Below are 26,002 nucleotides of genomic sequence, written 5' to 3' on the forward strand. Positions count from 1 at the left end.
CCCGGGCGTCAGTTCCCGACCGTCCGGAACCCCGAGTACGCGACCCCGGTACCCGGCTGCGGCTGGCACGCCACCGCCAGCCGGCCGTCCGGACCCGGCGCCACGGCCACCACCCGGCCGGACGGATCCGCCGCCAGCGCCGGCGGCCCCGGCCACCAGCCGCCGAGGTCCTGCCAGGCCGCCGGGAACGACGCGTCGGTCCCCTGCTGGAAGATCCCGATCCCGCCGCCCGGGGTGCCGACCGCCACGTGCAGCCGCCGGCCTGCCGGAGCCGGCGCGGCGACCGCGGCGATCGGACCGGAGCCGCCGGTGGCGGCCAGCTCGGTGGCCGGCCCCCAGGTGCCGTTCGCGTTCGGGGTGAGCATCCCGGTGCCGGCCATGTCCGGGAGCTGATACAGCACGCGCGGCGTGCCCTCCTGGTCCAGGACCGCGACCGGGGTCCCGGCGGTCTGGACCGCCGGGAACAAGGTGTCCGGGGCCAGGGGGCCTTTGCCGTTCGGCTGCGCCCACCGGACCAGCCGGGCCACGGCGGGCTGCGCGGCGGCCGCCGGCTCGACCATCGCCGTGGCGTAGGCCTGGAGCACACCGTCGGCGTCGACCAGCGGGCACACGCCGTCGAGCACGTACCGTCCGCCGAGCCGCGTCCACGGCAGCCAGTGGTCCGCGCCGTCCGTCAGGGTCCGGAGATTCCCGCTGACCCCGGCCATCGCGTCGACCTGGAGCGCGAACAGCCGGATCCGGCCGTCGGCCTGCGTGACCGCCTCCAGCGCCCGCACCCCGGTGCCGCCGAGTGCGAACGGCCCGGACCAGACCCCCGTCACATCGGCGCACGTCCACTGCACGGCCTGCTGGTCCACGACGCCGAAGACGGCGACTCCGGTGCCGGCCGGCACCGCCCGCAGGCTTCCCGGGGTCCAGCGGTGGTGGCGCCGGTGCTGGTAGGGCGGGTAGGAGTTCGCGTAGCGCCGGGCGTCGGCGTCGTGTGTGCTGTACGCCTTGAACGTGGCGCTCTTGGCCGTGCTCTGCGCCGACGACAGGTTCGCGGCCAGCGCGGTCATCCCGTAGCCGACGTAGTTCGTCATGAACACCCGGGATGCCGGTTCTTCGGCCAGGTACTGCTGAAGCGCCACATCGACCCAGCGTGCCGTGGCGATGTGATCGGGGTGGTCGCCACCGATGTCGGCACTGCCGCGCCAGTGCTGCTCGGCGAACATCGGGTCCAGGGTGCGCACGACGGTCGGCCGGCACTCGTGCAGGAATGCGGTCAGCGCCGCGAGCAAGGACTCCTTGGTGTGGCGGTACGACTCGGTGATCGGCCCGCTGTCCGGGACGATCGTCGGGACGTCCGTGCGCTGGCCCAACAGCAGCCCGGTCAGCGCCATGCCGCGCGGGACCCCGGCGATGTCCGGTACCGCGGCCACGTCGTAGGCCTCGGGCAGGTTCAGGTACACCAACCGCACGTGGTCGATCCCCGGCGGCGTGGAGGACTCCGCGCTCTGACCGCCGGGCAGGGTGACCGTCTGCCGGTCCCAGGCCCCGGACACCCCCAGCATCTGCGCGTAGGCCGAGCGCGTCGCGTCCTGCTTGTCGGCGGCGAACTGCACCCGGTTCCGGCTGTGGTGCAGCGAGCCCATCGCCTCGCCCGCGGTCAGGTAGACGGTGGTCGTCGGGATCCCGGCGGCCAGCGCCTCGGAGAGGTCCGGGTTCATGAACAGCACGTCGTCGTCCTGGTGCGCGACGATCTGCAGGATCGACGGCGCGCGGCCGGACCCGAGCACGCGCCGGGTGCGGGTGCCGCTGCGCGCGGCGCACGACGGGAGCGCGGCCGCCACCCCGAGAACGTGGGGCCGGCTCGGCTATGGCGCCTTCGACCTCACGATCTTCGACCAGGCGGTCCGCAACTACGCGCAGTTCCACCTGCCGTACGTCCCGGTGAAGGGCGCCTACGCCGGCACCGGCGTGGACTTCCTCCAGCTCGGCGACCACTTCTCGCCGGTCAACGCGCTGGCCGCGCCGCTGTACTGGATCTGGCCGGACGTCAGGATGCTGCTGCTCCTGCAGGCCGCGCTGTACGCGGCGGCCTCCGGCGTCGTCTGGTCGTACGCGAAGGACGCGCTGGGCCGGGTCCCGGCGCACTTCGTGGGCGTCGCCTTCGGGCTGTCCTGGGGCATCCAGGAGGCCACGCTGGTCGGCTACCACGAACTGGACTGGGCCGTCCTGGTCGTCCCGCTCGCGCTGCGCCGGCTCCAGCGGGGCCGGCCCGGGCAGGCCCTGGCCGTGGCGTGCAGCCTGTTCCTCGTCAAGGAGGAGATGGGCCTGATCGTCGCGGTCTTCGGGCTGCTGTTGTGGCTGCGCGGGGAGCGCAGGCTGGCAGTGATCGCGGCGGTCGCCGGCGTGGTCTGGTCGGCGATCGCGATCACGGTGCTGGTGCCGAGGATCGGCGGGATGCACAACCAGTACTGGAGCTACGACTCGCTCGGCGCCAACCCGAAGCAGGCCGCGCTGCACGTGGTGGAGCACCCGCTGTCGACGGTGCACCTGCTGGTGTCCACCAGCGCCAAGCAGGACCTGCTGTTGTGGCTTCTCGTGGTCTCGGCCGGGGCCTGCCTGCTCTCGCCGATCGCGCTGCTGGCGGTGCCGCCGCTGCTGTTGCGCATGCTGTCGGACACCGCGACGTACTCGGAGCCGAAGTTCCACTACAACGCGCCGCTGATGGGGATCCTGCTGATCGCCGGCGTCGAGGGTGTCGCGAAGGTCATGCGGTGGCTGGACGGGATGGAGGAGCAGAGCCCGGGACAGCCCGGCGAGCTCGCCCGGCTGTTCCTGCGCACCTGGCTGGCGGCGATCACCGCGGTGACCGTGATCGGCCTGCAGTACCACGCCTACGACGCGCTGAGCGCGGCCGCCTCCCCGGCCCAGAAGTCGTTCCGGGCCGCGGCCAAGACCGCGGTGGCGATGATCCCGAAGGACGCGACGGTCGAGGCCGAGAGCGCGATCGCCGTGCCGCTGAGCGCGCGGACCAGGAACCTGATCCTGGCCGAGCCGGGCAAGCCGCACGGCTCGCGCTGGGTGGTGCTGGGCAAGGCCTCGCCGATCGACTGGCCGTGGGCGAGCGGCTCCCAGGTGGAGAAGGCGCGGCGCTGGTATCTGGCCAACGGGTACGTGACGCGCTTCAGCCGTGACGGCGTCTACGTGCTCTACCGGACCGGTCCGGTGCCCGCGGGGATCGACAACGTGTGGGGCCAGCGGCCGCAGTAGTGCCGGCGCGGACATGAGCGGACATGAATGGACCCGGCGGATGCGAATCCACCGGGCCCACCCCCGTTTTCCCGCGCTGTTCCTCGGTAGTGCACCGTGCACCGTGCTACACCGCGCTACTCCGCGATCTCGACCGACTCCTTCGTCTCCGAGCCGCCCGCCTTGCCGTTCTGCTGCGGCAGTTCCCGGCGCAGCGCCTGGTCGCCCATCGAGGCCAGCATCTGGCGCGCCAGGCCCAGGCCGGTGCCGCCCATCGTCAGGGCCTTGCTGAAGACGTCGGTGACGCCCTCGGCGCCGTTGAGCAGGACCATGTGCTCGACGTTCTCGAAGGACTTCGCGCCGGCCGCGACCACCATCGGGAGCTGGGCGACCAGCTGCTGGGTGATGATCGCCTCCTGGTGCTCGGCCAGGGCCTCGCCGCGGGCCTTGATCGCGTCGGCCTCGGCCAGACCCTCCGCGCGCTTGGCGTCGGCGTTGGCCATGCCCTCGGCCCGGCGGGATTCGGCGTCGGCCAGGCCGCGCGCCTGGCGGGACTCGGCCTCGGCCAGGCCCTCGGCCCTGCGGGCGTCGGCTTCGGCCAGACCGCGGGCGCGGCGGGCTTCGGCGTCGGCCAGGGCCTGGGCCTGCGCGGCGTCCGCGGACGCCTGGCCCAGTGCGCGCTTGGCCTGCGACTCGGCCTCGGCCGCCGCCTTGACCCGCGTGGCCTCGGCCCCGGCCCGCAGCTCGGTCTCCTTGGCGTGCGCCTCGGCCTCGTGGATCTTCGCCTCGCGCTCGGCCTGGGCCACGGTGACGGTCTCGTAGGCCCGGGCGTCGGCGGGCTTGCGGACCTCGACCTGCAGCTGCTGCTCCTTGCGCTGGGCCTCCAGCTCCGCGACGCGGGTCTCCTGCACCACGACGTCCTGGCGGGCCTGCGCGTCGGCCAGCGGCCCGGCCTGCCGCGCCCGGGCCTGTGCCTCCTCCACCTCGGCCTGGTAGCCGGCCTGCTGGATGCTGGCCTTGCGCATCGCCTCGGCCTTGCGGGCGTTCGCCTCGGCCTCGGCCTCCGTCGCGCTCTGGTCGGCGGCGGCCTGCGCGATGCGGGCGTCGCGGGTGACCGCCGCGGCGTGCGGCGCCGACAGGGCCTTGATGTACCCGGTCGGGTCGTCGATCTCCTGGATCTGCAGCGAGTCGATGATCAGGCCCAGCTTCTCCATCTCGGTGCCGCTGGTGGCGCGGGTCTGCTCGGTGAGCCGCTCCCGCTCGCGGATCATCTCCTCGACGGTCAGGTTGCCGACGATGGAGCGCAGGTGGCCGGCGAAGATGTTGTGGACCCGCACCCCCATCTGCGCCTGCTGGTCCAGGAACCGGCGCGCGGCGTTGGCGATCGAGGCGTGGTCGTCACCGACCTTGAAGATCACCACTCCCTTGACGTGCAGCGGGATCCCCTGCCGAGTGACGCACTCGACCTCCAGCCCGGACTCGTTCAGATCCAGCGACAGCCGCCGCACCACCTGCACGCCCGGCAGCACGAAGCTGCCGCCCCCGGTGACGATGCGAAAGCCCAGCCCGTCCCCGCCCGCCCCGCGGTGCCGCCGTCCGGAGACGATCAGCGCCTGGTTCGGCTCGGCCACCCGCCACATGGCCTTGAACAGGAATACGAGCATTGCGAAGAGGAGTACGACTCCCCCGATGATGACGTACGGAACGGCACTGGACACCGTTCACATCCTTCCCGTGTGGCCTCCGTACCGTGCGGAGTGCCAAGGAAGTTCTACTCCCGGCGGGAGCCCGTCAGAACGGCTTCGGCGTTTGCATCGCGCTTGCGTTTCTCACAGCACGCTCACACCCGGAATATGCATGACTCACGCATGCATCCGCCCTCACTCGGGCTGGTAGCTGAGCAGGTCACCGGGTTGGCATCCGAGCTCACGGCACAGCGCTGTCAGGGTGCTGAAACGGATGGCCTTGGCCCGTCCGTTCTTCAGGACCGACAGGTTCACGACGGTGACCCCTACGCGGTCGGCGAGTTCGGTGAGCGTCAGGCCGCGCTGCTCCAGCAGGCGGTCCAGATGCACGCCGATGAAGTGGACCTCGCCGAAGTCCTTCGGCATCAGACGACGCCCTCCAGGTCTTCTCGCATCGTGGTGCCCACGGCCATCATCCGGGCCAGCGACAGCAAGGCTATCCCGGCGAACAGGAAGGCCCAGACAGGGCTCCACATGGTCGGCATGGGGCCGTCCGCCATGGTGGCCCAGAGCTTGTGCGAGGCGTAGACCTGGACGAGCGGCCGCAGCACGGAGTCGGCCACCAGGAACCATCCCAGGAACCTGATCCGGGATGCGATGCCCGGGGCGTAGAGGCCGTTCTGCTGCGCTTTGCGGAGCATCAGGTAGGTGGCCAGAGCGACCACGACGACCGTGGCGGTGGTCGGGAAGTTCTCCAGGCTGTACCACCAGCGCTGGCCGGCGGACGGGGTTTTGGCGCACAGGTTCAGGGCCGCCGTCCCGACGTCGGTACCCGGGTGGGGGCGGATGAACCCCTGCAACCTGGTGGTGTCGGCACTGCCCACGCCATCGGTGCCGACACAGATGTGGACCTGCCCCCAGCCCAGAACGACACCGTGGCCGAACGGCATGGCCACGAGCCCCGCCAGGAACGCGAGAGCCAGAATCTTCAGCACCATCCCGTTGGCCGTCATCAAGGGTTCCAGCGGGTCCCGGAGCTTGCTGGTCTTTCTCTTCGCGACACCGTCCACGGCCGTCTCCCCCGTATCGAAAGTCGATGGTATCGAGAAACGATGGCATCGATATTCGATAACCGCAAGGGTCTGATTCGCCGCCCTACATCAACGGCTCCACGTACACCGTCCGCGGCGCCTGGTACTCCACCACGATCACCAGCGCCCCCTTCGGAATCTCTGTGTCCGGCGTCACGGCGTACGCGTGGAACGCCTCGCTGCCGCCGCGGATCTCCACCATCACCTCGCCGACCAGTCCCGGCGCGACGCGCCCCGTCACCCGGCCCTGCTTGCCGATCATCGCCGCTCCCGTCCCATGGCATTGACGCGGATCACGGTACGCGCGCTACGCTGCGCACTGAAACCACATACACGCGGGAGCTCGGGCGAACCGGGCTGAGAGGACGGCTGGCGCCGTCGACCGCCGAACCTGTCCGGGTAATGCCGACGTAGGGAGCGCCGCCATGACGGCTGTGAATGACGTGTCCGCATCGTCTGAATCCTCCGGTTCCTCCGCGAACTCTGAGAACTCCGCGAACTCCGCGAACTCCGCTTCGAGCAAGACGTACCTGTCCTCCGCCGCGCGTGCGGACCTGCGCGTGCCGATGCGCGAGATCGCGCTGACCAACGGCGACACCGTCGTCCTCTACGACACCTCCGGCCCCTACACCGACCCCGAGGTGCGCACCGACGTCCGCTTCGGCCTGCCGGCGCTGCGCGCCGCGTGGATCGCCGAGCGCCGCGACACCGAGCAGTACCAGGGCCGGACCTGGCAGCCGACCGACGACGGGCTGAAGTCCGCCGACCTGCGCAATCTGGACGCCGTGTTCTCCGGCGGCCGCAAGCCGGTGCGCGGGGTCGAGGGGACCGGCGCCGTGACGCAGCTCGCCTACGCCCGACGGGGCCTGGTCACCGCCGAGATGGAGTACATCGCGGTGCGCGAGGGCGTCGGCGCCGAGTTCGTCCGGGACGAGGTCGCGCGCGGCCGCGCGGTGATCCCGGCCAACGTGAACCACCCCGAGGCCGAGCCGATGATCATCGGCCGCCACTTCCTGACCAAGGTGAACGCCAACATCGGCAACTCCTCGGTGGCCTCCTCGATCGAGGAGGAGGTGGACAAGATGGTGTGGGCCACGAGGTGGGGAGCCGACACCGTCATGGACCTGTCCACCGGGCGCAACATCCACACCACCCGGGAGTGGATCTTGCGCAACAGCCCGGTCCCGATCGGCACCGTGCCGATCTACCAGGCGCTGGAGAAGGTCAACGGCAAGGCCGAGGACCTGTCCTGGGAAGTGTTCCGGGACACCGTGATCGAGCAGTGCGAGCAGGGCGTGGACTACATGACGATCCACGCCGGGGTGCTGCTTCGCTACGTCCCGCTGACCGCCAACCGCAAGACCGGCATCGTCTCGCGGGGCGGCTCGATCATGGCCGCGTGGTGCCTGGCGCACCACGAGGAGAACTTCCTCTACACCAACTTCAGGGAGCTGACCGAGATCCTGGCGCGGTACGACGTCACCTACTCCCTCGGCGACGGCCTGCGCCCCGGCTCCATCTACGACGCCAACGACGCCGCGCAGTTCGCCGAGCTGACCACGCTGGGCGAGCTGTCGAAGATCGCGCGCGAACTCGGGGTGCAGGTGATGATCGAGGGCCCGGGCCACGTCCCGATGCACAAGATCAAGGAGAACGTGGAGCTCCAGATGGAGCTGTGCGACGAGGCGCCGTTCTACACCCTCGGCCCGCTCACCACCGACATCGCGCCCGGCTACGACCACATCACCTCCGCCATCGGCGCGGCGATGATCGGCTGGTACGGCACCGCGATGCTCTGCTACGTCACCCCCAAGGAGCACCTGGGCCTGCCCGACCGGGACGACGTCAAGCAGGGCCTGATCGCCTACAAGATCGCCGCGCACGCCTCGGACCTGGCCAAGGGCCACGAGGGCGCGCAGCGCTGGGACGACGCGCTGTCCGACGCCCGCTTCGAGTTCCGCTGGGAGGACCAGTTCAACCTGGCCCTGGACCCGGACACGGCCCGGGCCTACCACGACGAGACCCTGCCCGCCGCCCCGGCGAAGACCGCGCACTTCTGCTCGATGTGCGGGCCGCACTTCTGCTCGATGAAGATCAGCCACGACATCGCCGAGAAGTACGGGGACGATCTGGCCGCGGCCGGCGAGGACGACATCGCCGCCGGCATGCAGGCCAAGTCGGAGGAGTTCCTGGCCTCCGGGGCGCACGTGTACCTGCCGGTCGTGGACTGAGCGCGGGCCTACCGGCCGGTAGGCGAACAGGGCCCGCATATACCGGAGATGATGCGATATATGCGGGCCCTGTGATGTGCCGACAGTGACCCACCATACACGGGTTTGCTATTGGCGTTGCCAGACCGGCCCGAAGGTCGAGACGCTGTGCGCATGTCTTCATCATCAACCGCGTCAGCCGAGTGGACCGCGCCGGTCTTCGAGCGGCGGGAGAACGTCCCGTCCGATACCGAGCGCGAGAGCTTGGAGCGCTACCTGGACTGGCACCGGGAGACCCTGCTGTGGAAGTGCGGCGGGCTCACCGGGGAGCAGCTCGCCTCGCGGCCGCTGCCCAGCACCAGCCTGTCGCTGCTGGGCCTGGTCCGGCACATGGCGTTGGTGGAGCGCTGGTGGTTCCGCATCCAGTTCCTCGGCCAGAAGTCGCTCGAGGAGATCTACACGACCGAACAGGATCCCGACGGCGACTTCGACAACGGCACCGCAGACGGCGCCGAGGCCGACTTCGCGGTCTTCGCCGAGGAGGTCGAGCTGGCCCGGCAGGCGTGCGTCCGGCGGGGTCTGGACGAGATGTTCGAGGGACGCCGGCACACGTTGACGCTGCGCTGGGTCTACCTGCACATGATCGAGGAGTACGCGCGCCATCTCGGTCACGCCGACCTGCTGCGTGAGGCGATCGACGGGGTGACCGGGGAGTGAGGGGGAGGCGGGGGAGCATCTGAGGAGCCGCCGCTACTGTGGTCCCCATGCCAAGCCCCAGGCCCGCGACCTATGCTGCCGCAGCGTTCGCGCTGACCTTGTCCGTCACGCTCTCCGCGTGCGGCGGGGACTCCACCCCGCCGCCGCTGGAGCCGGTCTCGTCGGGGTCCTCGAGCGCGGCCGCCGACGCGAGCAGCGCTCAGGGCTTCGTGGTCCCCGGCGTGCCCGACCCCTGCGGGCTGATCTCGTCGGACCAGGTGGTGCAGATCGCGCACCTGCCGGACGGCTCGAAGTCCGGCGCCATAGCGTCCACCAGCGGCGGCCGCAGCTGCGCGTACAACTCGGGGCACCCGGACACGGTGACCATCTCGCTGACCGGGGTCACCAAGTCCGGCTTCGACGCCTTCCGCGCGACGATACCGGCGGGCACGGTCAGCAGCGTGCCGGGCCTGGGCGACGAGGCCTACCGCAGCAGCCAGACGCCGGGCGTGATCGACGTGTACAAGAACGGCTTCGACCTGAACGTCGCGGTGATCCACGCCGACAGCTACGCCAGTGCCTCGGACGACGCCAAGGCGGTGGCGCAGGCGGCGGTCGGCAAGATCTGATCCGGTCGGCGGGCGCTGATCCGGTCGGAGAGTTCAGATCTGGTCGGAGAGTTCAGAGCCCGGCGGGTCATCGACACCGCCGGGCGGGCAATCAGGGCGATCAGACAGCCGGGGCGGCTAGGACTTCTTCGACGGCTTCGGCGAAGCCGGGGCGGCCGGCGCCGCGGGCGCGGCCGGAGCGGGCTTGTCCGGCGCCGAGGGCAGCCCGACGAGCGTGTTCTGGTAGGCCACGACCTGCTGCCAGGCCCGGGCCTGGGCGTTGGCCGAGGCCAGGTTCGGCGGCAGCCAGATGTCCTTGACCGCCTGGAGGGGGTAGCCCAGGGACTTCAGGTCGCTCTGGTCCGGCATCCACATGCTGGCGCCGGGCGCCGCGCTGCCGCCGGGGACCTCGCGGAGCTGGCCGTCCAGGGCCGCGTGGAACTTCGCGACGTCCACGCCGGAGTCGGTGTAGAGCTTGGTCTCGGCGGTCCGCTGCTGTGCGGTGGCGGTGCCGTTCTCGCTCATGTCCGGCACGTAGCCCAGCCACGAGCCCGACCCGGTGCTCCGCCGGGTGGCGGCGGCCGGGAACCAGTAGTCCGCGCACGGGCCCGCGCACGCGCCGTCGATCAGCAGGTTGAGCTTGCGGTCGTGGATGCTCTGGCCGATCGCCAGGCCCGAGGCCAGATCGCCGCCGGTCACCGTGGCCTGCACGGTGGTCGCGCCGGAGCCCAGCGCGGTGGCGAACTGCGCCGCGCTGTCCGGCGTCACCGTGCCGACCAGTACCAGCGTGCTGCCCTCGCGGGTCCAGTGCCCGGCGGTGTGGCCCTTGGTCACGGCGTCGGCGGTGGGCAGCACGCCGATCTTGAAGGGGTCGGCCTTCGAGGACGAGGACGAGCAGCCGGCCAGCAACGCGGCGGCGGCGACAGCCGTCAGGCTGAGGCCCGCGCACGCCGGGACCCCGCGGGATGTCAGGAATCTGCGCATACCGCCCATATTGGCGCCGCGCACGGCCCGGGCCGTGGAGACTCGCCGCCGCCGGGGGTTCAGGTCACCGTCGCGGTGGGGAGGCGAGCGTGCCGGGAGTGCCTGGGAGGGAGTGGCTCAGCCCTGCGGTCGCGGCGGTATCGAGGGCAGCGGGCTGATCAGGCACGGCCCGCCCAGGAACGTCCCGGTGTCCATGTTGACCGCGCGCCCCTCGGCGTAGATCATCGGGCCGGTGATGTCCTCGGCCGGGATGTCGAACACCAGCGGGATCGGCGAGTGCCCGTGCACGATCTGCGAGCCGCCGAACTCGGCCAGGAACTCCAGGGCGTTGGTGCCGTCGTCGGCGAAGGCGAAGCGGGCCGTCACCAGGTGGGTCAGGCGGTCCCAGGCCTCCAGGTCGGTGTACTCGCGCAGCACCGCCTGCACCGTGGCGTTCACCGTGGCGATGTCGCCCCCGAGCTCGCGGTAGGTCACCGTGTCGGAGTGGATCAGCAGGTGGTCGTCGACCAGCGCCATCGCCGGCAGCGACTCCAGCCACTGCGCGTGCTCCTCGGTCAGCGCCCGCAGGTCCTTGGGCTGGCCGCCGTTGCCCAGCCACCGCTCCTGGAACTTGTCCGCGCCTGGGCCGGTCAGCCGGTAGGACGCCAGCAGCATGACCTCGTGGTTGCCCAGCAGGCAGTCGACCCGGCCGCCGTGCTCCGGGGCCTGCTTCTGCAGCCGCATCACCGTGTCGATGACGCCGATGCCGTCCGGGCCCCGGTCGAACAGGTCGCCCAGGAACCACAGCCAGGCGGAACCGGCGGCCCACTGGCCGTCGGCGTCGGTGATGCCGCTGCGGAACAACGAGGCCTGCAACTGCTCGGCGCAGCCGTGCACGTCGCCCGTGACATAGACCGGCCCGGCGGGCACGGGTCCGATGATCCCGACCGTTGCGTCGAGGGTCAGGTCCATGGTGTCGTCGATCTCCAGGGTCATTGCCATGGGGTCGACTTCGGGCGGCGGCGGCGTCATGCAGGCCAGGCTAACGACAATGTGGCTTGTAGGTACACATCGGCGGCGGCGTGGGTTCGCCAAGGCGCCGCCGTAAGTGAATACCCCTGCGCCGGGAATGCACATCGGAGTACGGTCGGTGACGAGGAGAGTGGTCTTCAGTGGCGTTCAGGGAATTGAAGCCGACGAGGGCCTCGGCGGGGAGCAGTCTTCGGGCGGTCAACACCAGCGTCCAGTCGGCTTGGGCCGCTCAACGCCGGAAACGCATCAAGGACTCCCTGTGGTGGGCCCTCCCGATCACGGTCGTGTGCGGCATCGTCGCGTCCGCGATGACCCGCCACGCCTACTTCGGTGTGGGCTTCGCGGCACTGGTGCTGCTGGCCCTGGCAGACCTGGCCTACACCAAGCCCGGCGACGTGAGCCTGGCCGGCCGCCGCGCCGCCGGTGAGGCCGCCACCGCGAAGGCGATCAAACCTTTGAGGTTCCAGGGCTTCACCGCTCTGCACGACCGCCGCCTGGCCCCCGGCGCGGTCCCCGGGATCCCGCCGGTGGACATCGAGCACCTGCTGATCGGCCCGGCCGGGGTGTTCCTGCTGGACTCCAAGAACTGGGCCTCCGGCCCCAAGGTCGAGATGATCGGCGACAAGCTCTTCGTGGGAATGGACAACCGCGAGTCCACCCTCAAGCGGCTGGACCTGGAGGCGCAGAACCTCACCTCGGCCCTGCGCCCGAGCCTGCCGCGCGGGGTGAAGGTGGAGCCGGTGCTGGTGGTGCACGCCAAGGACCTGCGGCCGACCCCGCGCTTCCTGGAGGGGGTCACGATCCTGCTCCCGGAGCAGTTCCCCTCGGTCTTCGGCCAGATGAAGCAGGTCATGACCGCGACCCAGGCCGCGAAGCTGGCCGAGAGACTGGACCGGGTGCTGCCGGCGCGGTCGGGGGACCGGCCGGTCCGCAAGTAGGGACGGCGGTCCGCGGGCTCAGCCGCCGGCCGCCTCGGTGTTCGCTTCGGTGTCCGCCTCAGCGCTCGCCTCGGTGTCCGTCTCGTCGAACGGCTGCAACTCCGCCAGGCTCCAGGTCAGCTCGCCGTCCTCCAACTCCCGCACCGCGCCCTCGATCCACTTCAGCTCGGCCTCGGAGATCGCGACCAGATACTCGTCGTCCAGCAGCGTCACCTTCGGCAGGCCGTACTGCTGAGCCTCCGCCATCCCCTCCCTCGCCGCCGCCAGCGACTTCGCCACCGCCTCCCGCCGCTCGCGCAGCGCGGCCAGCGCCGCGTCCGGGCCGAGCATCATCAGGAACGACAGCGCCGCCGGGAACTCCGGGTACTCCGGCCGCGGCACGCGCACGATGTCGTCGATCCACGCCTGCGCCGCTTCGCGCCCGGCGTCGGTGAGCTCGTAGACGGTCCGCTCCGGGTACTGCTGGTCGCGCTCGGTCTCGCGGACCGCGATCAGGCCGGCGGCGGTGAGTCGTTCCATCGTCTTGTACAGGCTCGCGCGCTGCCCGACGTTGACGACGTTCTCCTTGCCCCATTCCTTGAGCAGCCGCTGCACGCCGTACGGGTGCAGCGGCTTGTAGCCGAGCAGGGCGAGGACCGCGAGGGCCAGCGGGGAGCGGCGGGTCGCGCCGGCCGCGGAGTGCCGGGCTTCTGCTGAGTGCTGGGCTGCTGCCATGGGCTCATCTTAGCTACCGGGAGACTAGTTTCAAAAGCTCTAGTTGACTTGTGACTAGTGTCAGTGCAACTATCGAGAGGTCAGCACGAACCCGGTCCCTCACCGAGGTCCGGAACGGACCAGAGGGCAGACCCCGAGGAGAACTCGAAATGAACACCTCCACCTCCACCACCGCCACCACCCGCACCGTCGCCGGCGCGGCCGCCGAGCCGGTCCGCCTGCACGCCGACCACAACGCGGTGAAGCGCCTGGGCAACTGGACCGGCGCCGACCGCTTCGAGGTCCGCGCCCGCCGCGGCTCGGTCGTGCTGGACCTGCGCTCGCCGCGGCTGCCGGCCGGCGAGCTGGTCGTCGACCTGGACCTGGACCGCGCCATGGTGAAGCTGCTGCTGCCCGACGATGCGGTCGTCGACCAGGGCGACATCGTCTGGAGCGGCAGCGGCAGGGTGAAGGACGGCGTCGGACAGCAGAACGAGCGCAAGGGCGCCGTACCGGCCGAGGGCGTCCGCCGCATACGGCTGACCGGCCGGATCCACAGCGGCGAGGTGCGCGTGGCGCGCGGCGGCGTGGCGATGCTCGCGGCGATGTTCACCCGCGAGTACGTCCAGGACGCCAAGCAGGCCCGCCGCGAGGGCACCTGGCCGACGATCGACGACCCGGCCCGCGCGCCGAAGAACCCCGAAGGACATTGAGAGACCTGTTGTTCGCCCCTTGATTCCGGACCCGGGTACCGCGGAGGCGGGAGGCCCCCTACGCTGGCCGCGTGAAAAACGGATTCCGGGACCAGGGGGGCGGCATGAGTTGGAAGCATGTCCAGACCTGGGCGGACGATCACCCGGTGCCGTCGTTGGTCGCGGGCGCGGTGGCGGCCCTGGTCGTGCTCGCCCTGGTGGGCCTGGTGGCCTGGAAGCTGCGCGGCAAGGACCGCTCGGTCCGGGTGCGCGGGCTGGTGGCGGTCGGGACGCTGATGGCGACCATGGTCCAGGCCTCCGGCATGTGGCACTTCTTCGGCAACGTCATGCACATGTCGCTGGCGTACAAGATCGTCATGTTCCCCTTCCTGGAGATCCTGATCCTGGCGTTCGGCCTCAAGGCGCTGGAGAAGGCCGAGGAGGCGGGCAACTGGCTGATCTACGCCGCGATGCTCTGGATCCTGGCCATCTCCTCCGGCGGCATGTCGGCCAGCGACTCCTCCGGGTTCCGCGAGGGCCTGTTCCGCCTCCTGGTCGCGGTGGTCATCGCCGTCCTGTGGACGCTGGACCTGCTGGACCTGTGGCTCAAGGCCCGCAAGAAGAAGGCCGAGCTGGAGGGCAAGGAGCCGGAGACGATCCGGTGGCGCTTCACCCCGCGCGAGCTCGGCATCCGGCTCGGGCTGGCCTCGGCGGACGGCTCGTCGCTGTCCGACCTGGACGCCAACCGGCACTTCGAGCGCTACCTCCGCATCTCCGACAAGCTGAGGATCCTCAAGGAGCACAACGCCAAGGACGCCGCGATCCACCGGATCGCGGCCCGCGAGGCCAAGGCGAAGGCCAAGCTCCAGCGGCACGCGCGCCTGCACGCCGATCCCAGCGCCCTGATGAGCGCCCTCGGCGCCCAGGCGGTGGCCGACGCCCAGTCCCGGCTCGGTATCGACGAGGCACAGACCGAGCTCAGCATCGCCAAGCAGGCCGCGACGGACCAGGCGGCCGAGGCCGAGCGTCTCGCCGAGCAGTTGCAGGCCGAGCGGGACGCGGCGACGGCCGCCGCGCAGGAGGCCGCGGCGAAGATCGACGAGCTCACCAAGGAACTGAAGGCGGACCAGAAGGCGGCGGCCTCGGCCGCGGACAAGGACCGCGCCGAACTCGCCAAGGAGATGACCAAGCTCCGCGCCGAGCTGGAGGCGGTCCGGGCCCGGACCGTCGAGACCGACCTGGAACTGGAGGCGACGCAGCGGTCCCGGCGCGATCTGGTCGCCGAGGCCGAGATCGAGCGGCGCGAGCGCACGCACATCGAGCAGATGCGCGCCGACGAGAACGCGGTCGCCAAGCGCCGAATAGCCGAGCTGGAGCGCACCCTGGACGAGCTGCGCTCCCGCCCCGTGGCGGCGGCGATCCCGGCGCAGCGCCCGGCACCCGGCGCGGTGGTGACGGAGGAGCTGCCCACGCAAGAACCGCCCGAGCCGGCCAAGGTGCCCGAGCCGGCCAAGGTGCCCGTGCCGGCCAAGGCGCCCGAGCCGGCCAAGGTGCCCGTGCCGGCCAAGGCGCCCGAGCCGGCCAAGGTGCCCGAACCTCCCGCGGCGAACGGGCGGCCGGGAGCCAAACAGGCCTACTACCAGGTCGCCGACCAGCTGACCGGCCAGGGTGCCGACCGCGATCACCCGCTGCTGAGCGACCACCCGCAGACCCGCAACGACGCAGTCCGCCAGCTCGCCGACCACCTCGGCTACTCGGAGTCGACGGTCCGCAAGTACGCCAAGACTTATCTCACAGACAGGACCTCGGCCGCCGGCGACTGATGACAGAACCCTGTGAGACGTCCCGCGCGCCTCACCCCTCCTCGCGCGCGTCGATGCCCGCGAACGCCGAAGCCGTCGGCGCCGGGAAGCCGGCGGCCGTGCTCACCGCCTTCTGCAGGAACTCGTCGATGGCGTCCAGGGCCAGCCGGATCGCCCCGAGGCTGACCGACTGGTTCCCCAGCGAGGACACGCTGACCGTCGGGATGCGCGAGTACGTGTACTCGTCGATGTAGCGCCGCAGCGGCTTCAACAGCGTCTCCCCGGCGCGGACGTTGCCGCCGCCGATCACCACCATCCGCGGGTCCACCGCCAGCGCCAGCGCCGCGATGCCGAAGGCCAGGCCCTGGCTGAACGCGTCGACCGCGGCCAGCGCCTGCTCGTCCCCGCCGGCGGCGAGCGCGAAGACCTCCTCCCGGGACTCCACGCGGCCCTCGTCGCGCAGCGCCTCCAGCCGGGCCGGGGCGTCCGCCCAGCCGACCTGGGCCAGCGCGCCGATCTCGCCGGCGCCGCCGGCGTGCCCGCGGTAGAGGCGGCCGGCCAGCAGCAGGCCCGCGCTCGTCCGGTTGCCGGAGTGCACGAACACCATGTCGTCCACGTCCTGCGCGACGCCGCGCCAGTGCTCTGCGACGGCGGCCAGGTTGCAGTCGTTCTCCAGCAGGATCGGGCAGCCCAGCAGGGTCCTGAGCCCGGCCGCCAGATCCGGTTCGGGGCCGTGCGTGGAGTTCCCCACCTGCTCGATGCGGCCCCGGTGCACGACGCCGGGCACGCCGACCGCCGCGACCCATACGTCGGCCGACGTCCGTCCGGTTTCCTCAAGGGCCTGATAGACCGCGCCGTGGACGGCGTCCAGCGGCGAGCGCGGAGACGGCGTCGGCGGGACCGTCCGATACGCCGATCCCAAGGGCTCGCCCCGCAGATCGGCGACCGTCACCACGACGTTGTGCGGTCCGACGTCGATGCCGAGCAGAGTGCCGGCCTCGGCGCGTAACCGGTAATGGCGGGCCGGGCGTCCGGCGCCGGGATGCCCGCTCTGCCCGTCCTCGGCCAGCCAGCCGAGCTCGACCAGGTCCAGCACCACCGATTCGGCCGCCGTCCGGGACAGGCCGGTCGCGCCGGCCAGGGCGGCGATGGTCCTGGGTTCGTCGTGCGCGCTGCGCAGCGTCGCCAGCAGGTTGATGCGCCGCAGCAGTGACCTGTCGCCGCCCTGTGTGCCCATCAGCCCCCTCCTTCGCGAATGAAGTGGTCACCTGCCGCGTCGGTCTCTTGACGCTCCGTCAGCAGAATATTAACTTAAAGTTGGTTATTTAAAGCTCGGAGGACATGATGACGACACTCCCAGCACTCCCAGCCACCCTGCCGGCCCTGCAGGCCTGGACCTCCGGATCCGGAACGGGCTACGCCTGGCAGGCCGCGAGCCGGGTCGTGGTCTCCGCGGCCGACTCCCCGGCCCTGGCCGCGGACGCCCAGACCTTCGCCGCCGACCTCGGCCTCGTCCTGAACGCACCGGCACCGGCAGTCGTCTACGGCGCCTCCGCCGATGCCGTCCCCGGCGACATCTTCCTGTCGCTGGGTTCGACCGACGGCCAACTTGGGACCGAAGGCTACAGCCTGTCCCTCGCGCCGGTCCTCGCGGTGAGCGCACCCGCGGCCCTCGGGGTGTTCTGGGCGACCCGCACCCTGCTGCAGATGCTCCGGCAGAGCCGGACCCTCCCGCCCGGGACGGCCCGGGACTGGCCGCAGTACCCGGTCCGCTCGGTGCTCCTCGACAACAACAGCCGGTACTTCCCGCTGGGCCTGTGGCACAACGAGATCCGCGAGCTCTCCTATCTCAAGATCAACGAGCTGATGGTCTACATCTCCGGGCTGGGCCTGTACGACGAGCAGATCCGGGAGCTCAGCGCCTTCGCCGCGAGCTATCACGTCAACCTCGTGGGACAGGTCAACATGCCGGGCCACATGGACTCGGCCCGCGAAGGCATACCGACGCGCCACCAGCTCGCCGACGGAACCGGCACCCCGATCCCCGGCGCGCTCGACATCACCAACCCGCTGGCCGTCGCCTGGGCCCGCGAACAGGCGCTGCCCTACCTGGACCTGCTGTCCGCGCCGATCTGGCACACCGGCGGCGACGAATACGCGCTCTACAACAAGAAGATGAACTTCCCGCAGGCCCTGCCGACGCTGGCGCAGTACGCCGTCAGCCAGTTCGGGCCGAACGGGACCATCGAGGACGTCTACCGCGCCTTCATGAACGACACCGACACGGTGGTCAAGGCGCACGGCAAGAGTCTGCGCATGTGGAACGACGACCTGTTCGCCGACTCCGTCGTGCCGCTGAACGCCGACATCACCATCGAGTACTGGCTCGGCGGCGGCCTGTCCCCGGCGCAGCTCGCCGCCGACGGCCACCAGCTGGTCAACGCGAGCGCGGCCACGCTCTACTTCGACGAGCACGCCCCGGGGCCGAACACCACCGCCCAGATCATCTGGGAGGACCTGGACCCAGGGGTCTTCGAGGGCGGCCAGACCCTGCCCGGCGGCGCCACCGACCCGCACCTGGCCGGGATCAAGCTGTCGTCCTGGGACGCCGCCGCCGAGGACGTGGGCCTGCTCGAACGCGATCTGCAGTCCCTGCAACGGGCCCTCGCGCAGCGCGCCTGGGGCTCGGCGAAGCTCTACCCGACCTGGGCCCAGATGGCGTCGACCGCCGCGGCCGTCGGACGGGCGCCGGGGTTCTTCGACACTCCCGCCGCGGGGGACCCCGGCGTCACCTCGCTGCCCGGTTCGAAGGCGGTCGTCTTCGGGACCTCGCAGAACACGTTCACCATCCAGGGGAACGGCAGCATCCTGCACTCCTACTACAACGGCGGCCCCTACACGACCGAGACCGTCGCGCCGGCGGGCTCGGCCGCCGGGCAGCCCACGGCCCTGGCCTCCACCACCCAGCAGCACGTCTTCGGCCGCGGTCCCGACGGCCATCTCCACCACTGGTGGACCGGCACGGTGGCGGGCGGCTGGAACCAGGAGGACTGGACCGTCAAGGCCGCTGGCTCCGGAAGCGCCTCGCTGGACCTCGCCGGCGACCCCGCGGCCTTCCTGTCCGGCCCCGACCAGCACGTCTTCGGCCGCGGCAGCGACGGCCACCTGCACCACTGGTACTACAACGCCGGGACCAACACGGTCGTCGCGAACGACTGGGGCGGCCCGATCACCGGGGACCCGTCCGCCGTGGTGTTCGGCGCCGCGCAGGTCGTCTTCGCCCGGGCCGCCGACGGAACGCTGCACCGCTGGTGGTGGCAGGAGTCAGACGCCGCATACCTCCACCAGGACACCTGGGCCGGTCCGCTGCTCGCCGCGGACGCCTCGCCGACGGCGCTGAACTTCGCCGAGAGCCAGCTCCACGTCTTCGCCCGCGACACCGCGGGCCGTCTCCAGCACTGGTGGTTCGACGTGGCGGCCGGGCAGACCCGCGTCGAGGACTGGACCGCCGCGACCGGGCTGTCGATCGCCGGCAACCCGTCCGGCTTCATCTTCGGCGGCCAGTACCACGTGTACTTCCGGGACGCGGCCTCCAGCCACCTCGACCACGTCTGGGGCTCGCCCGGACTGCCCATGGGCCAGCAGGACCTGAGCGCGGCCACGCCGGGCGGCGTGGTGGCGCTGGCCGGCGACCCGTGGTCGTACAACGTGCTGAACGCCGAACAGCACGCCTTCGGCCTGGACGCGTCCGGGCACGTGCACCACTGGTTCTGGCGGGAGTCGGACAACTCGCTCCACCAGGACACCTGGCAGCAGTGACTGCCGCCTTTCCACCACCAGGAAACCGAGGACGTTCTATCGAACCGAGGTGTTCAGCCATGCACGGACTCATCCGCAGACGCATTCCCGTGGCCGGTCTGGCTGTCGCGCTCGTCGCCGCATTGGGCGTCGGCGCCTGCGGGACCAAGGAGAACAAGAGCAAGGCCCCGGCGCATCCCACGATCACCTACTGGTCCTCGTGGCGGGTCGGCGAGCCGCAGCAGGTGATCTTCGCCGACGCCGTCTCGGCCTACGAGAAGGCCACGGGGGTCACGGTCGATGTGCGCTGGCTGGGCCGGGACTACGGGGACAGCGTCAAGAACGCCGGCGCCGTGGGCAAGGCGCCCGACGTCTTCGACGACGCCGACGACCACATCACCGACTTCCGCGCGCACGGGCTCATCGAGGACCTGTCCGGCATGATGGGCATGAAGATCCCGAACGAGGGCGTCACCCTCGGATCGGTGCTGCCCGCCTCGGTCCAGAAGGCGTCCTCGGACGCGGCCGGGCTGGCGATGATCCCGTACACGCTCACCTCCAGCGGCATCTGGTTCGACGCCGCCACCCACCCCGAGTGGGCCACCGATCCGCCGGCCACGTTCGACGACCTGCTCGCGGCGGCCGAGAAGATCAAGGCCGCGGGGGGAGTGCCGTTCGCGCAGGACGGCACCGTCAACGGGTACAACGCCTACTGGATCTACTGGCTCCTGGACCGGCACGGCGGCCCCGGCACCCTGGCCTCCCTGGGCAAGAGCCCGGCCGGCTGGGACAACCCCGCCGTGCTCGCCGCCGCGCAGGACGTCGAGCGGCTGGTGAAGGCGAACCTGTTCGAGCCGGACTACATGGCGACGAAGTACCCGGCGGCCCAGAACCAGTGGGCCGAGCGCAAGGAGGCCATGAACATCAACGGCACCTGGCTGAACAGCGAGACCTCGCCCGACCAGGTCTCCGGATTCCAGGCGCAGATGTTCCAGTTCCCCTCGGTGCCCGGCGGTTCGGACTCGGTGGAGGTCGGCACGATCGGCTGGAGCATCAACCCCAAGTCGCCGAACGTTGCCGCGGCCGAGTCGTTCCTGGCCTTCCTGATGCAGAAGCAGTACATGGGCCGGATCTCGACCCAGGCGCTGAACATGAGCTCGCGCTCCGACGTCCCGGCGCCGCCGACGCTGGCCGCCGCGCAGAAGGCGATCATCGCCGCGACCAGCGTTCAGCCCACTGACGATGGTGCCTCGAACCTGTACACCGGCTGGTGGAACGACGTCTTCCTGCCGCTGGACGACCAGCTCTTCTCGGGCAAGATCACGGCCCAGCAGTTCGTCAGCATGGGCAAGTCCCAGACCGCCTCCTATCACTGACCTCCGATCCCCGATCCCCCGGACGGCTCGGGGCGGGAAGGCAGGACCATGGCGCGCACCCTTGGCGGAGTACGGGGCGAACGGGACCGGGTCTACGTCCCCTACCTGCTCCCCGCCCTGTTGATCTACACAGTCCTGTTCATCGCCCCGGCCGCCGTGACCGTCTGGTACAGCTTCACCAAGTGGCAGGGCCTGGGGACCCCGGCCCACTTCACCGGGTTGGCCAACTACCGCGCGATGCTGTCCAACCCGGTGTTCCTGACCTCGTTCCGCAACACCCTGATCCTGGTGGTGGTCGGCGGCGCGTTCGTCTTCGCGCTGACCTTCCTCACCATGGTCGTCGGGCGCGAGATGCGGGGCCGGGCGTTCGTCCGGTCGATGCTGTTCGTGCCGAGCATCCTGTCGCCGATCGCGATCGGCACGGCGGTCGGCTTCCTGCTCAATCCGGACGGCGCGCTCAACCGGCTGCTGTCGGACGCCGGGCTGCACTCGCTGACCCGCGGGTGGCTCGGCCCCGACCTCATCTTCAAATGCATCATCGCGGCGGTGGTCTGGATCTCCACCGGTTTCTACGTGGCGATCCTGATGTCCCGCGTCGACGCGATCCCCGCCGAGCTCTACGAGACGGCGCAGTTGGCCGGGGCGAACCGGCTGGAGCAGTTCCGCCACATCACCTTCCCGCTCAGCCGGGACGCGCTGTCCACCGGCGCCGTGCTGTGGGTGATCGGGTCGGTGAAGACGTTCGAGATCGTGATCGCCTTCACCGGCACCGCCGGATCGCCGCCGATCCAGGCCCGCAGCGCGGCGGTCGAGCAGTACCTGTCGGTGACCGGCGGGGTGTCCGGGACGCCGCAGCTCGGCTCGGCCGCGGCGATCGGCGTCGTGATGTTCTTGCTGACCGCGGTGCTCGTCATCACCCTGCGACGGTTGTTGCGGTCCGAGGCGGTGGAACTGTGACGGCTGTGAACCGACGCCGCGCGATCGACCGTCTGGACACGCTGCTGTGCGCGGCGGTGCGCGCCGTGCTGTGGCTGTGGGTCGCGATGATGGTGGTCCTGACCGTGTGGGTGGTGCTGTCCTCGCTCAAGACCAACGGGGAGGTCTTCGAGGACCCGTTCGGCCTGCCGAAGTCGCCGCAGTGGCGGAACTACAGCGTGGCCTGGTCGGTATCCGGGTTCGGGCAGGCGGCGCTCAGCTCGGTCACCGTGGTCGCCGCCGCCGCGCTGCTCACGATGGTCCTGGCGACCCCGGCGTCGTATGTGCTGGCGCGGGTGGACCGGCGCAGTGCCTCGCGCGTCATCACGTATTTCGCCATCGGGATGGGGATCCCCGCGCAGGCGCTGGTCGTGCCGTTCTTCCTGATGGCCGACGACCTGTCCACCTTCATGACCGACTGGGTCACCGGCTGGTGGGACGACCGGATCTCGCTGGCGCTGATCTACATCGTCCTGTCCCTGCCGTTCACGGTCTACCTGCTGACCATGTACTTCCGTTCGCTGCCCACCGAGATCGAGGAGGCGGCCGCGGTGGACGGCGCCGGGCCCACCCGGACCTTCGTGGCGATCATGCTGCCGCTGGCCCGGCACGGGCTGGTGACCGCGCTGGTGCTGAACATCGTGGCGCTGTGGAACGAGACGCTGTTCGTGCTGATCGTGGTCGGCGACCCGCAGCAGCGGACGCTGCCCGCGACCCTGCTGGAGCTGTACAACACGATGCAGTACACGTCGGACTGGGGCGGGCTGTTCGCCGGCATCGTCATCCTGGTGATGCCGATGATCCTGCTCTATCTGTGGGCCGGCCGGCGGATCGTCCAGGCCATGACGCAGGGCGCGCTCAAATAGCCGCTCCCGACTCCTCCATCCCTTCCCGTTCTCCGAGCTCTCCAGAGGTGAGATCCGCAATGCTCAAAGTGGCGATCCTGGGTTTCTGGCACGTCCACGCGACCGGCTACGCCGAGGCGATCCGAGCCCATCCCGGCACCGAACTGGCAGCGGTCTGGGACCCCGATCCGGTGCGCGGTGCCGAGGCCGCCGAGCGGTGGGGCGTCCCGTTCGTGCGCGACCTGGACACGGTGCTCGCCGGCGACGGCGGCATTGACGGAGTGGTGGTGACGACGGCGACGGTCGAGCACGCGGACGTCATGGTGCGCGCCGCGGACGCCGGGAAGCACATCTTCGCCGAGAAGCTGCTCGGCGTGGACCTCGGCGAGGTAGACGCCATCATCGCCGCAGCACGCCGCGCCGGGGTTGCGCTGACGGTCGCGCTGCCGCGCCTGACCGAGCGCTATACGCAGACCATCGACCGTCTTCTCCAGACCGGCGGGTACGGCGATCTGACGTACGCCCGGGTCCGCCTGGCCCACGACGGTTCCCTCAACGACTGGCTGCCCGCCCGGTTCTACGACCCGGCCGAGGCGATCGGCGGGGCCTTCACCGATCTGGGCTGCCATCCCGTCTACCTCCTGGACCACTTCTTCGGCCGGCCCCCGGTGGCGGTCTCGGCGGTGTACGGCCGGATGAGCGGCCGCGGCGTCGACGACAACTCGGTCGTCACCTTCCAGTACGACGACGGCGCGATCGGGGTCGCCGAGACCGGATTCGTCGCCGCGGGCCACAGCCCCTTCACGATCGAGCTCCAGTGGAACGGCGCGACCCTCTTCTACGGCTACTCCGGCGAAGAGTTCCTGCTGTGGCAGGAGGGCCGGTCCCGGGTGCTGGAGTCGGCCGACCAGGACGGTCCGACGCCGTTCGAGCAGTGGGTGGAGCATGCCGCGGCGGGGACCCTCGACGAGGCCAACCTGGCCGCCGCGCGCACCCTCACCGAGCTGGTGACCATGGCCAACGAAAGCGCCGCGACGGGCCGCTCCGTCTCGCGCCCGCACAAGTGAGAAGAACCGGAGGGACATCATGGCGAAGCGGTTGAGGGTCGGGATCATCGGAGCCGGCGGCATCGCGGGTGTGCACGCCGAGGCCTACGCGCGGATGCCCGAGACGGTGGACGTCACCGCCGTGGGTGACGTCAACGAGGCGGCGGCCGAGGCTCTGGCCGGCAAACTCGGCGCGACCCCCCACGAGGACTACCGCGCGATGCTGTCCGCCGTGGACGCGGTCGACATCTGCCTGCCGCACCACCTGCACGCCGATGCCGCCGTCGCCGCGGCGCAGGCGGGAAAGCACATCCTGTGCGAGAAGCCACTGTGTGTGACCCCTGACGAAGCCGCGCGGGTCCGCCAGGCCGTGCGCGAAGCGGGCGTCACCCTCATGTGCGCCCACAATCAGCTCTTCCTGCCGGCGGTCGTCGCGGCCAAGGCGATCATCACGGCCGGCGAACTCGGCGACGTCTACGAGGTCCGCACGAACGACGCCTTCCGCACCACCCTGACCGCCGAGTCCGCGGGCTGGCGCGGCAGCACCGCGACCAGCGGCGGCGGCGAGCTGATAGACACCGGCTACCACCCCTCCTACCTGCTCCTGCACCTCGCCGACGGCCGGCCCGCGCAGGTCATGGCGATGCTGGCGAACCACCGCCTGGGCTTCCTGGACGCCGAGGACTCCGCGCAGGTCCTGGTGCGCTTCGACAACGGCGTCGTCGGCAACATCGCGACCAGCTGGGCCTACCAGCCCTCGGCGGACACCGAGCGGTTCGCGGTCTTCGGCGCGAACGGCTCCCTGCGCGGCGGCGGCGAATGGCTGCACCTGGAGACGGTGGACGGCGGCTCGCGCTCCGAGCGCTTCCCCGCCGTCGACACCTTCGCCGCGGAGATCGCGCACTTCGTGCACTGCGTCACCACCGGCGAACGCCCGCCGCACACCGAGGTCGAGGGATCGGTGGTGCTGGACCTGATCACCGCGGCCTACCGGTCGGCTGACAGCGGCGCTGTCGTGACCGTGTGAGCGCCGATCAGCACACCCGCTAAGCCGGCAGCTCACGCAACCGGCTCACCGGTGAGAGTGCCAGCGCGACGATGACCGCCGCCGAGAAGACGGCGGCCGCTATCAGGGCATTGCGGTCGCCGATCGCGCCGGACAGCAGCCCGGCGGTCAGCCCGCCGAGCGCGCCGCCGCCGAACAGCAGCATGCGGAAGCACGCGGTCATCCGGCTCCGGAGGGCACGATCCTGCTTGACGGCGGCTACCTGCACCGCTCGCTCCAGCCCACCGGCCTGCTGGGTTCGGCGCTGGCCCGCGCCGCCCGCCGCATCGATGCCTGGGACCGCGCGCCGGTCGCCGGGCTGGAGGCGTTGCGGGCGATGTTCGCGCGCTCAGTCGGCGGCGGGGTGGGGGCGCAGGACGTGCTGATCACCTCCGGCGGACAGAGCGCGCTGTCCTTGGCGTTCCGTGCGCTCGCGGCGCCGGGCAGTCCGATCCTGATGGAGTCGCCGACCTACCCGGTGGCCGTCGAAGCCGCCCGCGCCGCCGGCCTGCGCCCCGTCCCGGTCCCGATGGACGACGACGGGATCCGGCCGGACCTGCTGGCCGAGGCCTTCGCCATGACCGGCGCGCGGGTGTTGTACTGCCAGCCGACGTTCCACAACCCGACCGGCACAGTCCTGGCCCCCGAGCGCCGCCGCCAGGTCGTGGACATCGCCGGGGCCTGCGGCGCGTTCCTGGTCGAGGACGACTTCGCCCGGCTGCTCGGCCACGGCGCGCCGGTCCCGCCGCCGCTGGCCCGCGATGACCGCGACGGGACGGTCGTGTCCCTCACCTCGCTGACGAAGCCGGCCGCGCCGAGCCTACGCGTCGGCGCGCTCGTGGCGCGCGGCCCGGTGATGGAACGGCTGCGCGCGCTGCGCCGCCTGGACGACTTCTTCGTGGCGCGCCCGATGCAGGAGGCCGCGCTGGAGATCCTGGGCACGCCGTCCTGGGACCGGCACCTCAGAACCCTGAGCGCCGCGCTGCGCGAGCGCTCCGCGCTGGCCGCCGCGGCCGTGGCGATCGCGCGCCCGGACTGGACCGTGACGCGGGTGCCGGCCGGCGGGCTGCACCTGTGGATCCGCCTCGCCCCCGGCGAGGACGACCTGGCCGTGGTGCGGGGCGCGCGCAGCCGGGGCGTCGCGGTGAGTCCCGGCCGCGGCTACTTCGCCGCCGAGGCGCCCGCGGCGTACGTCCGGCTCGGTTTCGCCGCCGCCGCGGACCACGCGGAACTGAGCGAGGGGATCCGGCGGCTGGCGGCGGAGGACTGA

General features: G+C 71.1%; 23 protein-coding genes, 1 pseudogene and 1 riboswitch. Of the genes and pseudogenes, 14 read left to right on the top strand and 10 right to left on the bottom strand.

Annotation, left to right across the window (positions count from 1 at the left end; genetic code table 11):
- Positions 1–8: 8 nt before the first annotated feature.
- Positions 9–1,832: a PIG-L family deacetylase gene (locus ABIA35_RS03545; RefSeq protein ID WP_370356547.1), complete on the bottom strand. Its 1,824-nt coding sequence runs from the start codon at positions 1,830–1,832 to the stop codon at positions 9–11.
- On the opposite strand from ABIA35_RS03545, the gene ABIA35_RS03550 reads away from it, so the two are divergent.
- Positions 1,786–3,258, top strand: coding sequence for a DUF2079 domain-containing protein (locus ABIA35_RS03550; protein WP_370341110.1), 1,473 nt, complete (start codon positions 1,786–1,788; stop codon positions 3,256–3,258). The two genes, ABIA35_RS03545 and ABIA35_RS03550, sit on opposite strands and share 47 nt — an antisense overlap.
- Positions 3,259–3,374: 116 nt before the next feature.
- Here ABIA35_RS03550 and ABIA35_RS03555 read toward each other — a convergent pair whose 3' ends face one another.
- From ABIA35_RS03555 to ABIA35_RS03570, 4 genes are all read right to left on the bottom strand, one after another.
- Positions 3,375–4,901, bottom strand: a complete 1,527-nt coding sequence (locus ABIA35_RS03555; protein ID WP_370341232.1) for an SPFH domain-containing protein — start codon at positions 4,899–4,901, stop codon at positions 3,375–3,377.
- Positions 4,902–5,117: 216 nt separating this feature from the next.
- Positions 5,118–5,348, bottom strand: a complete 231-nt coding sequence (locus ABIA35_RS03560) for a helix-turn-helix domain-containing protein (protein ID WP_370341111.1) — start codon at positions 5,346–5,348, stop codon at positions 5,118–5,120.
- A complete protein-coding gene (locus ABIA35_RS03565; protein ID WP_370341112.1) occupies positions 5,348–5,992 on the bottom strand; it encodes a hypothetical protein in 645 nt (214 codons plus the stop codon). Before ABIA35_RS03565 ends, ABIA35_RS03560 begins: the two co-directional genes overlap by 1 nt.
- Positions 5,993–6,077: 85 nt before the next feature.
- Entirely contained in the window at positions 6,078–6,275 is a 198-nt protein-coding gene (locus tag ABIA35_RS03570) for a hypothetical protein (protein ID WP_370341113.1), read from the bottom strand.
- A gap of 63 nt (positions 6,276–6,338) precedes the next feature.
- Positions 6,339–6,447, top strand: a riboswitch (TPP riboswitch).
- Between ABIA35_RS03570 and thiC the strand changes: the two genes are divergently transcribed.
- The 3 genes from thiC (at position 6,439) to ABIA35_RS03585 (ending at position 9,548) form a co-directional block, all read left to right on the top strand.
- Positions 6,439–8,244, top strand: coding sequence for a phosphomethylpyrimidine synthase ThiC (gene thiC, locus ABIA35_RS03575; protein WP_370341114.1), 1,806 nt, complete (start codon positions 6,439–6,441; stop codon positions 8,242–8,244). (Overlaps the previous riboswitch by 9 nt.)
- A 153-nt stretch (positions 8,245–8,397) precedes the next feature.
- Positions 8,398–8,940: a DinB family protein gene (locus ABIA35_RS03580; RefSeq protein WP_370341115.1), complete on the top strand. Its 543-nt coding sequence runs from the start codon at positions 8,398–8,400 to the stop codon at positions 8,938–8,940.
- Positions 8,941–8,987: 47 nt separating this feature from the next.
- Positions 8,988–9,548: a hypothetical protein gene (locus ABIA35_RS03585; RefSeq protein ID WP_370341116.1), complete on the top strand. Its 561-nt coding sequence runs from the start codon at positions 8,988–8,990 to the stop codon at positions 9,546–9,548.
- A 117-nt stretch (positions 9,549–9,665) separates the two neighbouring features.
- Here ABIA35_RS03585 and ABIA35_RS03590 read toward each other — a convergent pair whose 3' ends face one another.
- Both ABIA35_RS03590 and ABIA35_RS03595 read right to left on the bottom strand, forming a co-directional pair.
- On the bottom strand, positions 9,666–10,511 hold the full coding sequence (locus tag ABIA35_RS03590; RefSeq protein WP_370341117.1) for a hypothetical protein: 846 nt from the start codon (positions 10,509–10,511) through the stop codon (positions 9,666–9,668).
- Between the two features lie 117 nt (positions 10,512–10,628).
- Positions 10,629–11,522, bottom strand: a complete 894-nt coding sequence (locus tag ABIA35_RS03595) for a metallophosphoesterase family protein (protein WP_370341118.1) — start codon at positions 11,520–11,522, stop codon at positions 10,629–10,631.
- A 140-nt stretch (positions 11,523–11,662) separates the two neighbouring features.
- Here ABIA35_RS03595 and ABIA35_RS03600 point away from each other — a divergent pair, with 140 nt between their 5' ends.
- Complete coding sequence (locus ABIA35_RS03600; protein WP_370341119.1) at positions 11,663–12,460, top strand: nuclease-related domain-containing protein; 798 nt, start codon at positions 11,663–11,665, stop codon at positions 12,458–12,460.
- Positions 12,461–12,478: 18 nt separating this feature from the next.
- On the opposite strand, the gene ABIA35_RS03605 is transcribed toward ABIA35_RS03600, so the two are convergent.
- Positions 12,479–13,174, bottom strand: coding sequence for a PadR family transcriptional regulator (locus ABIA35_RS03605; protein ID WP_370341120.1), 696 nt, complete (start codon positions 13,172–13,174; stop codon positions 12,479–12,481).
- 149 nt (positions 13,175–13,323) lie between these two features.
- On the opposite strand from ABIA35_RS03605, the gene ABIA35_RS03610 reads away from it, so the two are divergent.
- Together ABIA35_RS03610 and ABIA35_RS03615 are read left to right on the top strand one after the other, a co-directional pair.
- Positions 13,324–13,866, top strand: a complete 543-nt coding sequence (locus tag ABIA35_RS03610) for a hypothetical protein (protein ID WP_370341121.1) — start codon at positions 13,324–13,326, stop codon at positions 13,864–13,866.
- A 104-nt stretch (positions 13,867–13,970) separates the two neighbouring features.
- Positions 13,971–15,668 (top strand): hypothetical protein, encoded by a 1,698-nt coding sequence (locus ABIA35_RS03615; RefSeq protein WP_370356549.1) that lies wholly within the window; start codon positions 13,971–13,973, stop codon positions 15,666–15,668.
- 31 nt (positions 15,669–15,699) lie between these two features.
- Here ABIA35_RS03615 and ABIA35_RS03620 read toward each other — a convergent pair whose 3' ends face one another.
- A complete protein-coding gene (locus tag ABIA35_RS03620) occupies positions 15,700–16,884 on the bottom strand; it encodes an ROK family protein (protein WP_370341123.1) in 1,185 nt (394 codons plus the stop codon).
- 107 nt (positions 16,885–16,991) lie between these two features.
- Here ABIA35_RS03620 and ABIA35_RS03625 point away from each other — a divergent pair, with 107 nt between their 5' ends.
- The 6 genes from ABIA35_RS03625 to ABIA35_RS03650 are packed head-to-tail and all read left to right on the top strand — an operon-like array spanning position 16,992 to position 24,714.
- On the top strand, positions 16,992–19,466 hold the full coding sequence (locus ABIA35_RS03625; RefSeq protein ID WP_370356551.1) for a family 20 glycosylhydrolase: 2,475 nt from the start codon (positions 16,992–16,994) through the stop codon (positions 19,464–19,466).
- 59 nt (positions 19,467–19,525) lie between these two features.
- Positions 19,526–20,821 carry an ABC transporter substrate-binding protein gene (locus tag ABIA35_RS03630; protein ID WP_370341125.1) on the top strand — a complete coding sequence of 432 codons (1,296 nt, stop codon included), beginning with the start codon at positions 19,526–19,528 and terminating at the stop codon, positions 20,819–20,821.
- A gap of 48 nt (positions 20,822–20,869) precedes the next feature.
- Complete coding sequence (locus tag ABIA35_RS03635) at positions 20,870–21,778, top strand: carbohydrate ABC transporter permease (RefSeq protein ID WP_370341126.1); 909 nt, start codon at positions 20,870–20,872, stop codon at positions 21,776–21,778.
- On the top strand, positions 21,775–22,662 hold the full coding sequence (locus ABIA35_RS03640; protein WP_370356553.1) for a carbohydrate ABC transporter permease: 888 nt from the start codon (positions 21,775–21,777) through the stop codon (positions 22,660–22,662). Before ABIA35_RS03635 ends, ABIA35_RS03640 begins: the two co-directional genes overlap by 4 nt.
- A gap of 59 nt (positions 22,663–22,721) precedes the next feature.
- Positions 22,722–23,708 (top strand): Gfo/Idh/MocA family protein, encoded by a 987-nt coding sequence (locus ABIA35_RS03645; protein ID WP_370341128.1) that lies wholly within the window; start codon positions 22,722–22,724, stop codon positions 23,706–23,708.
- A 19-nt stretch (positions 23,709–23,727) separates the two neighbouring features.
- Positions 23,728–24,714, top strand: coding sequence for a Gfo/Idh/MocA family protein (locus ABIA35_RS03650; protein WP_370341129.1), 987 nt, complete (start codon positions 23,728–23,730; stop codon positions 24,712–24,714).
- 19 nt (positions 24,715–24,733) lie between these two features.
- Here ABIA35_RS03650 and ABIA35_RS03655 read toward each other — a convergent pair whose 3' ends face one another.
- Positions 24,734–24,961: a hypothetical protein gene (locus tag ABIA35_RS03655; protein ID WP_370341130.1), complete on the bottom strand. Its 228-nt coding sequence runs from the start codon at positions 24,959–24,961 to the stop codon at positions 24,734–24,736.
- Here ABIA35_RS03655 and ABIA35_RS03660 point away from each other — a divergent pair.
- Positions 24,917–26,002, top strand: a pseudogene (locus tag ABIA35_RS03660) (PLP-dependent aminotransferase family protein); the annotation flags it as partial. The gene ABIA35_RS03655 and the pseudogene ABIA35_RS03660 overlap by 45 nt on opposite strands.

The sequence above is a fragment of the Catenulispora sp. MAP12-49 genome (assembly GCF_041262705.1).
Taxonomy (GTDB): Bacteria; Actinomycetota; Actinomycetes; order Streptomycetales; family Catenulisporaceae; genus Catenulispora.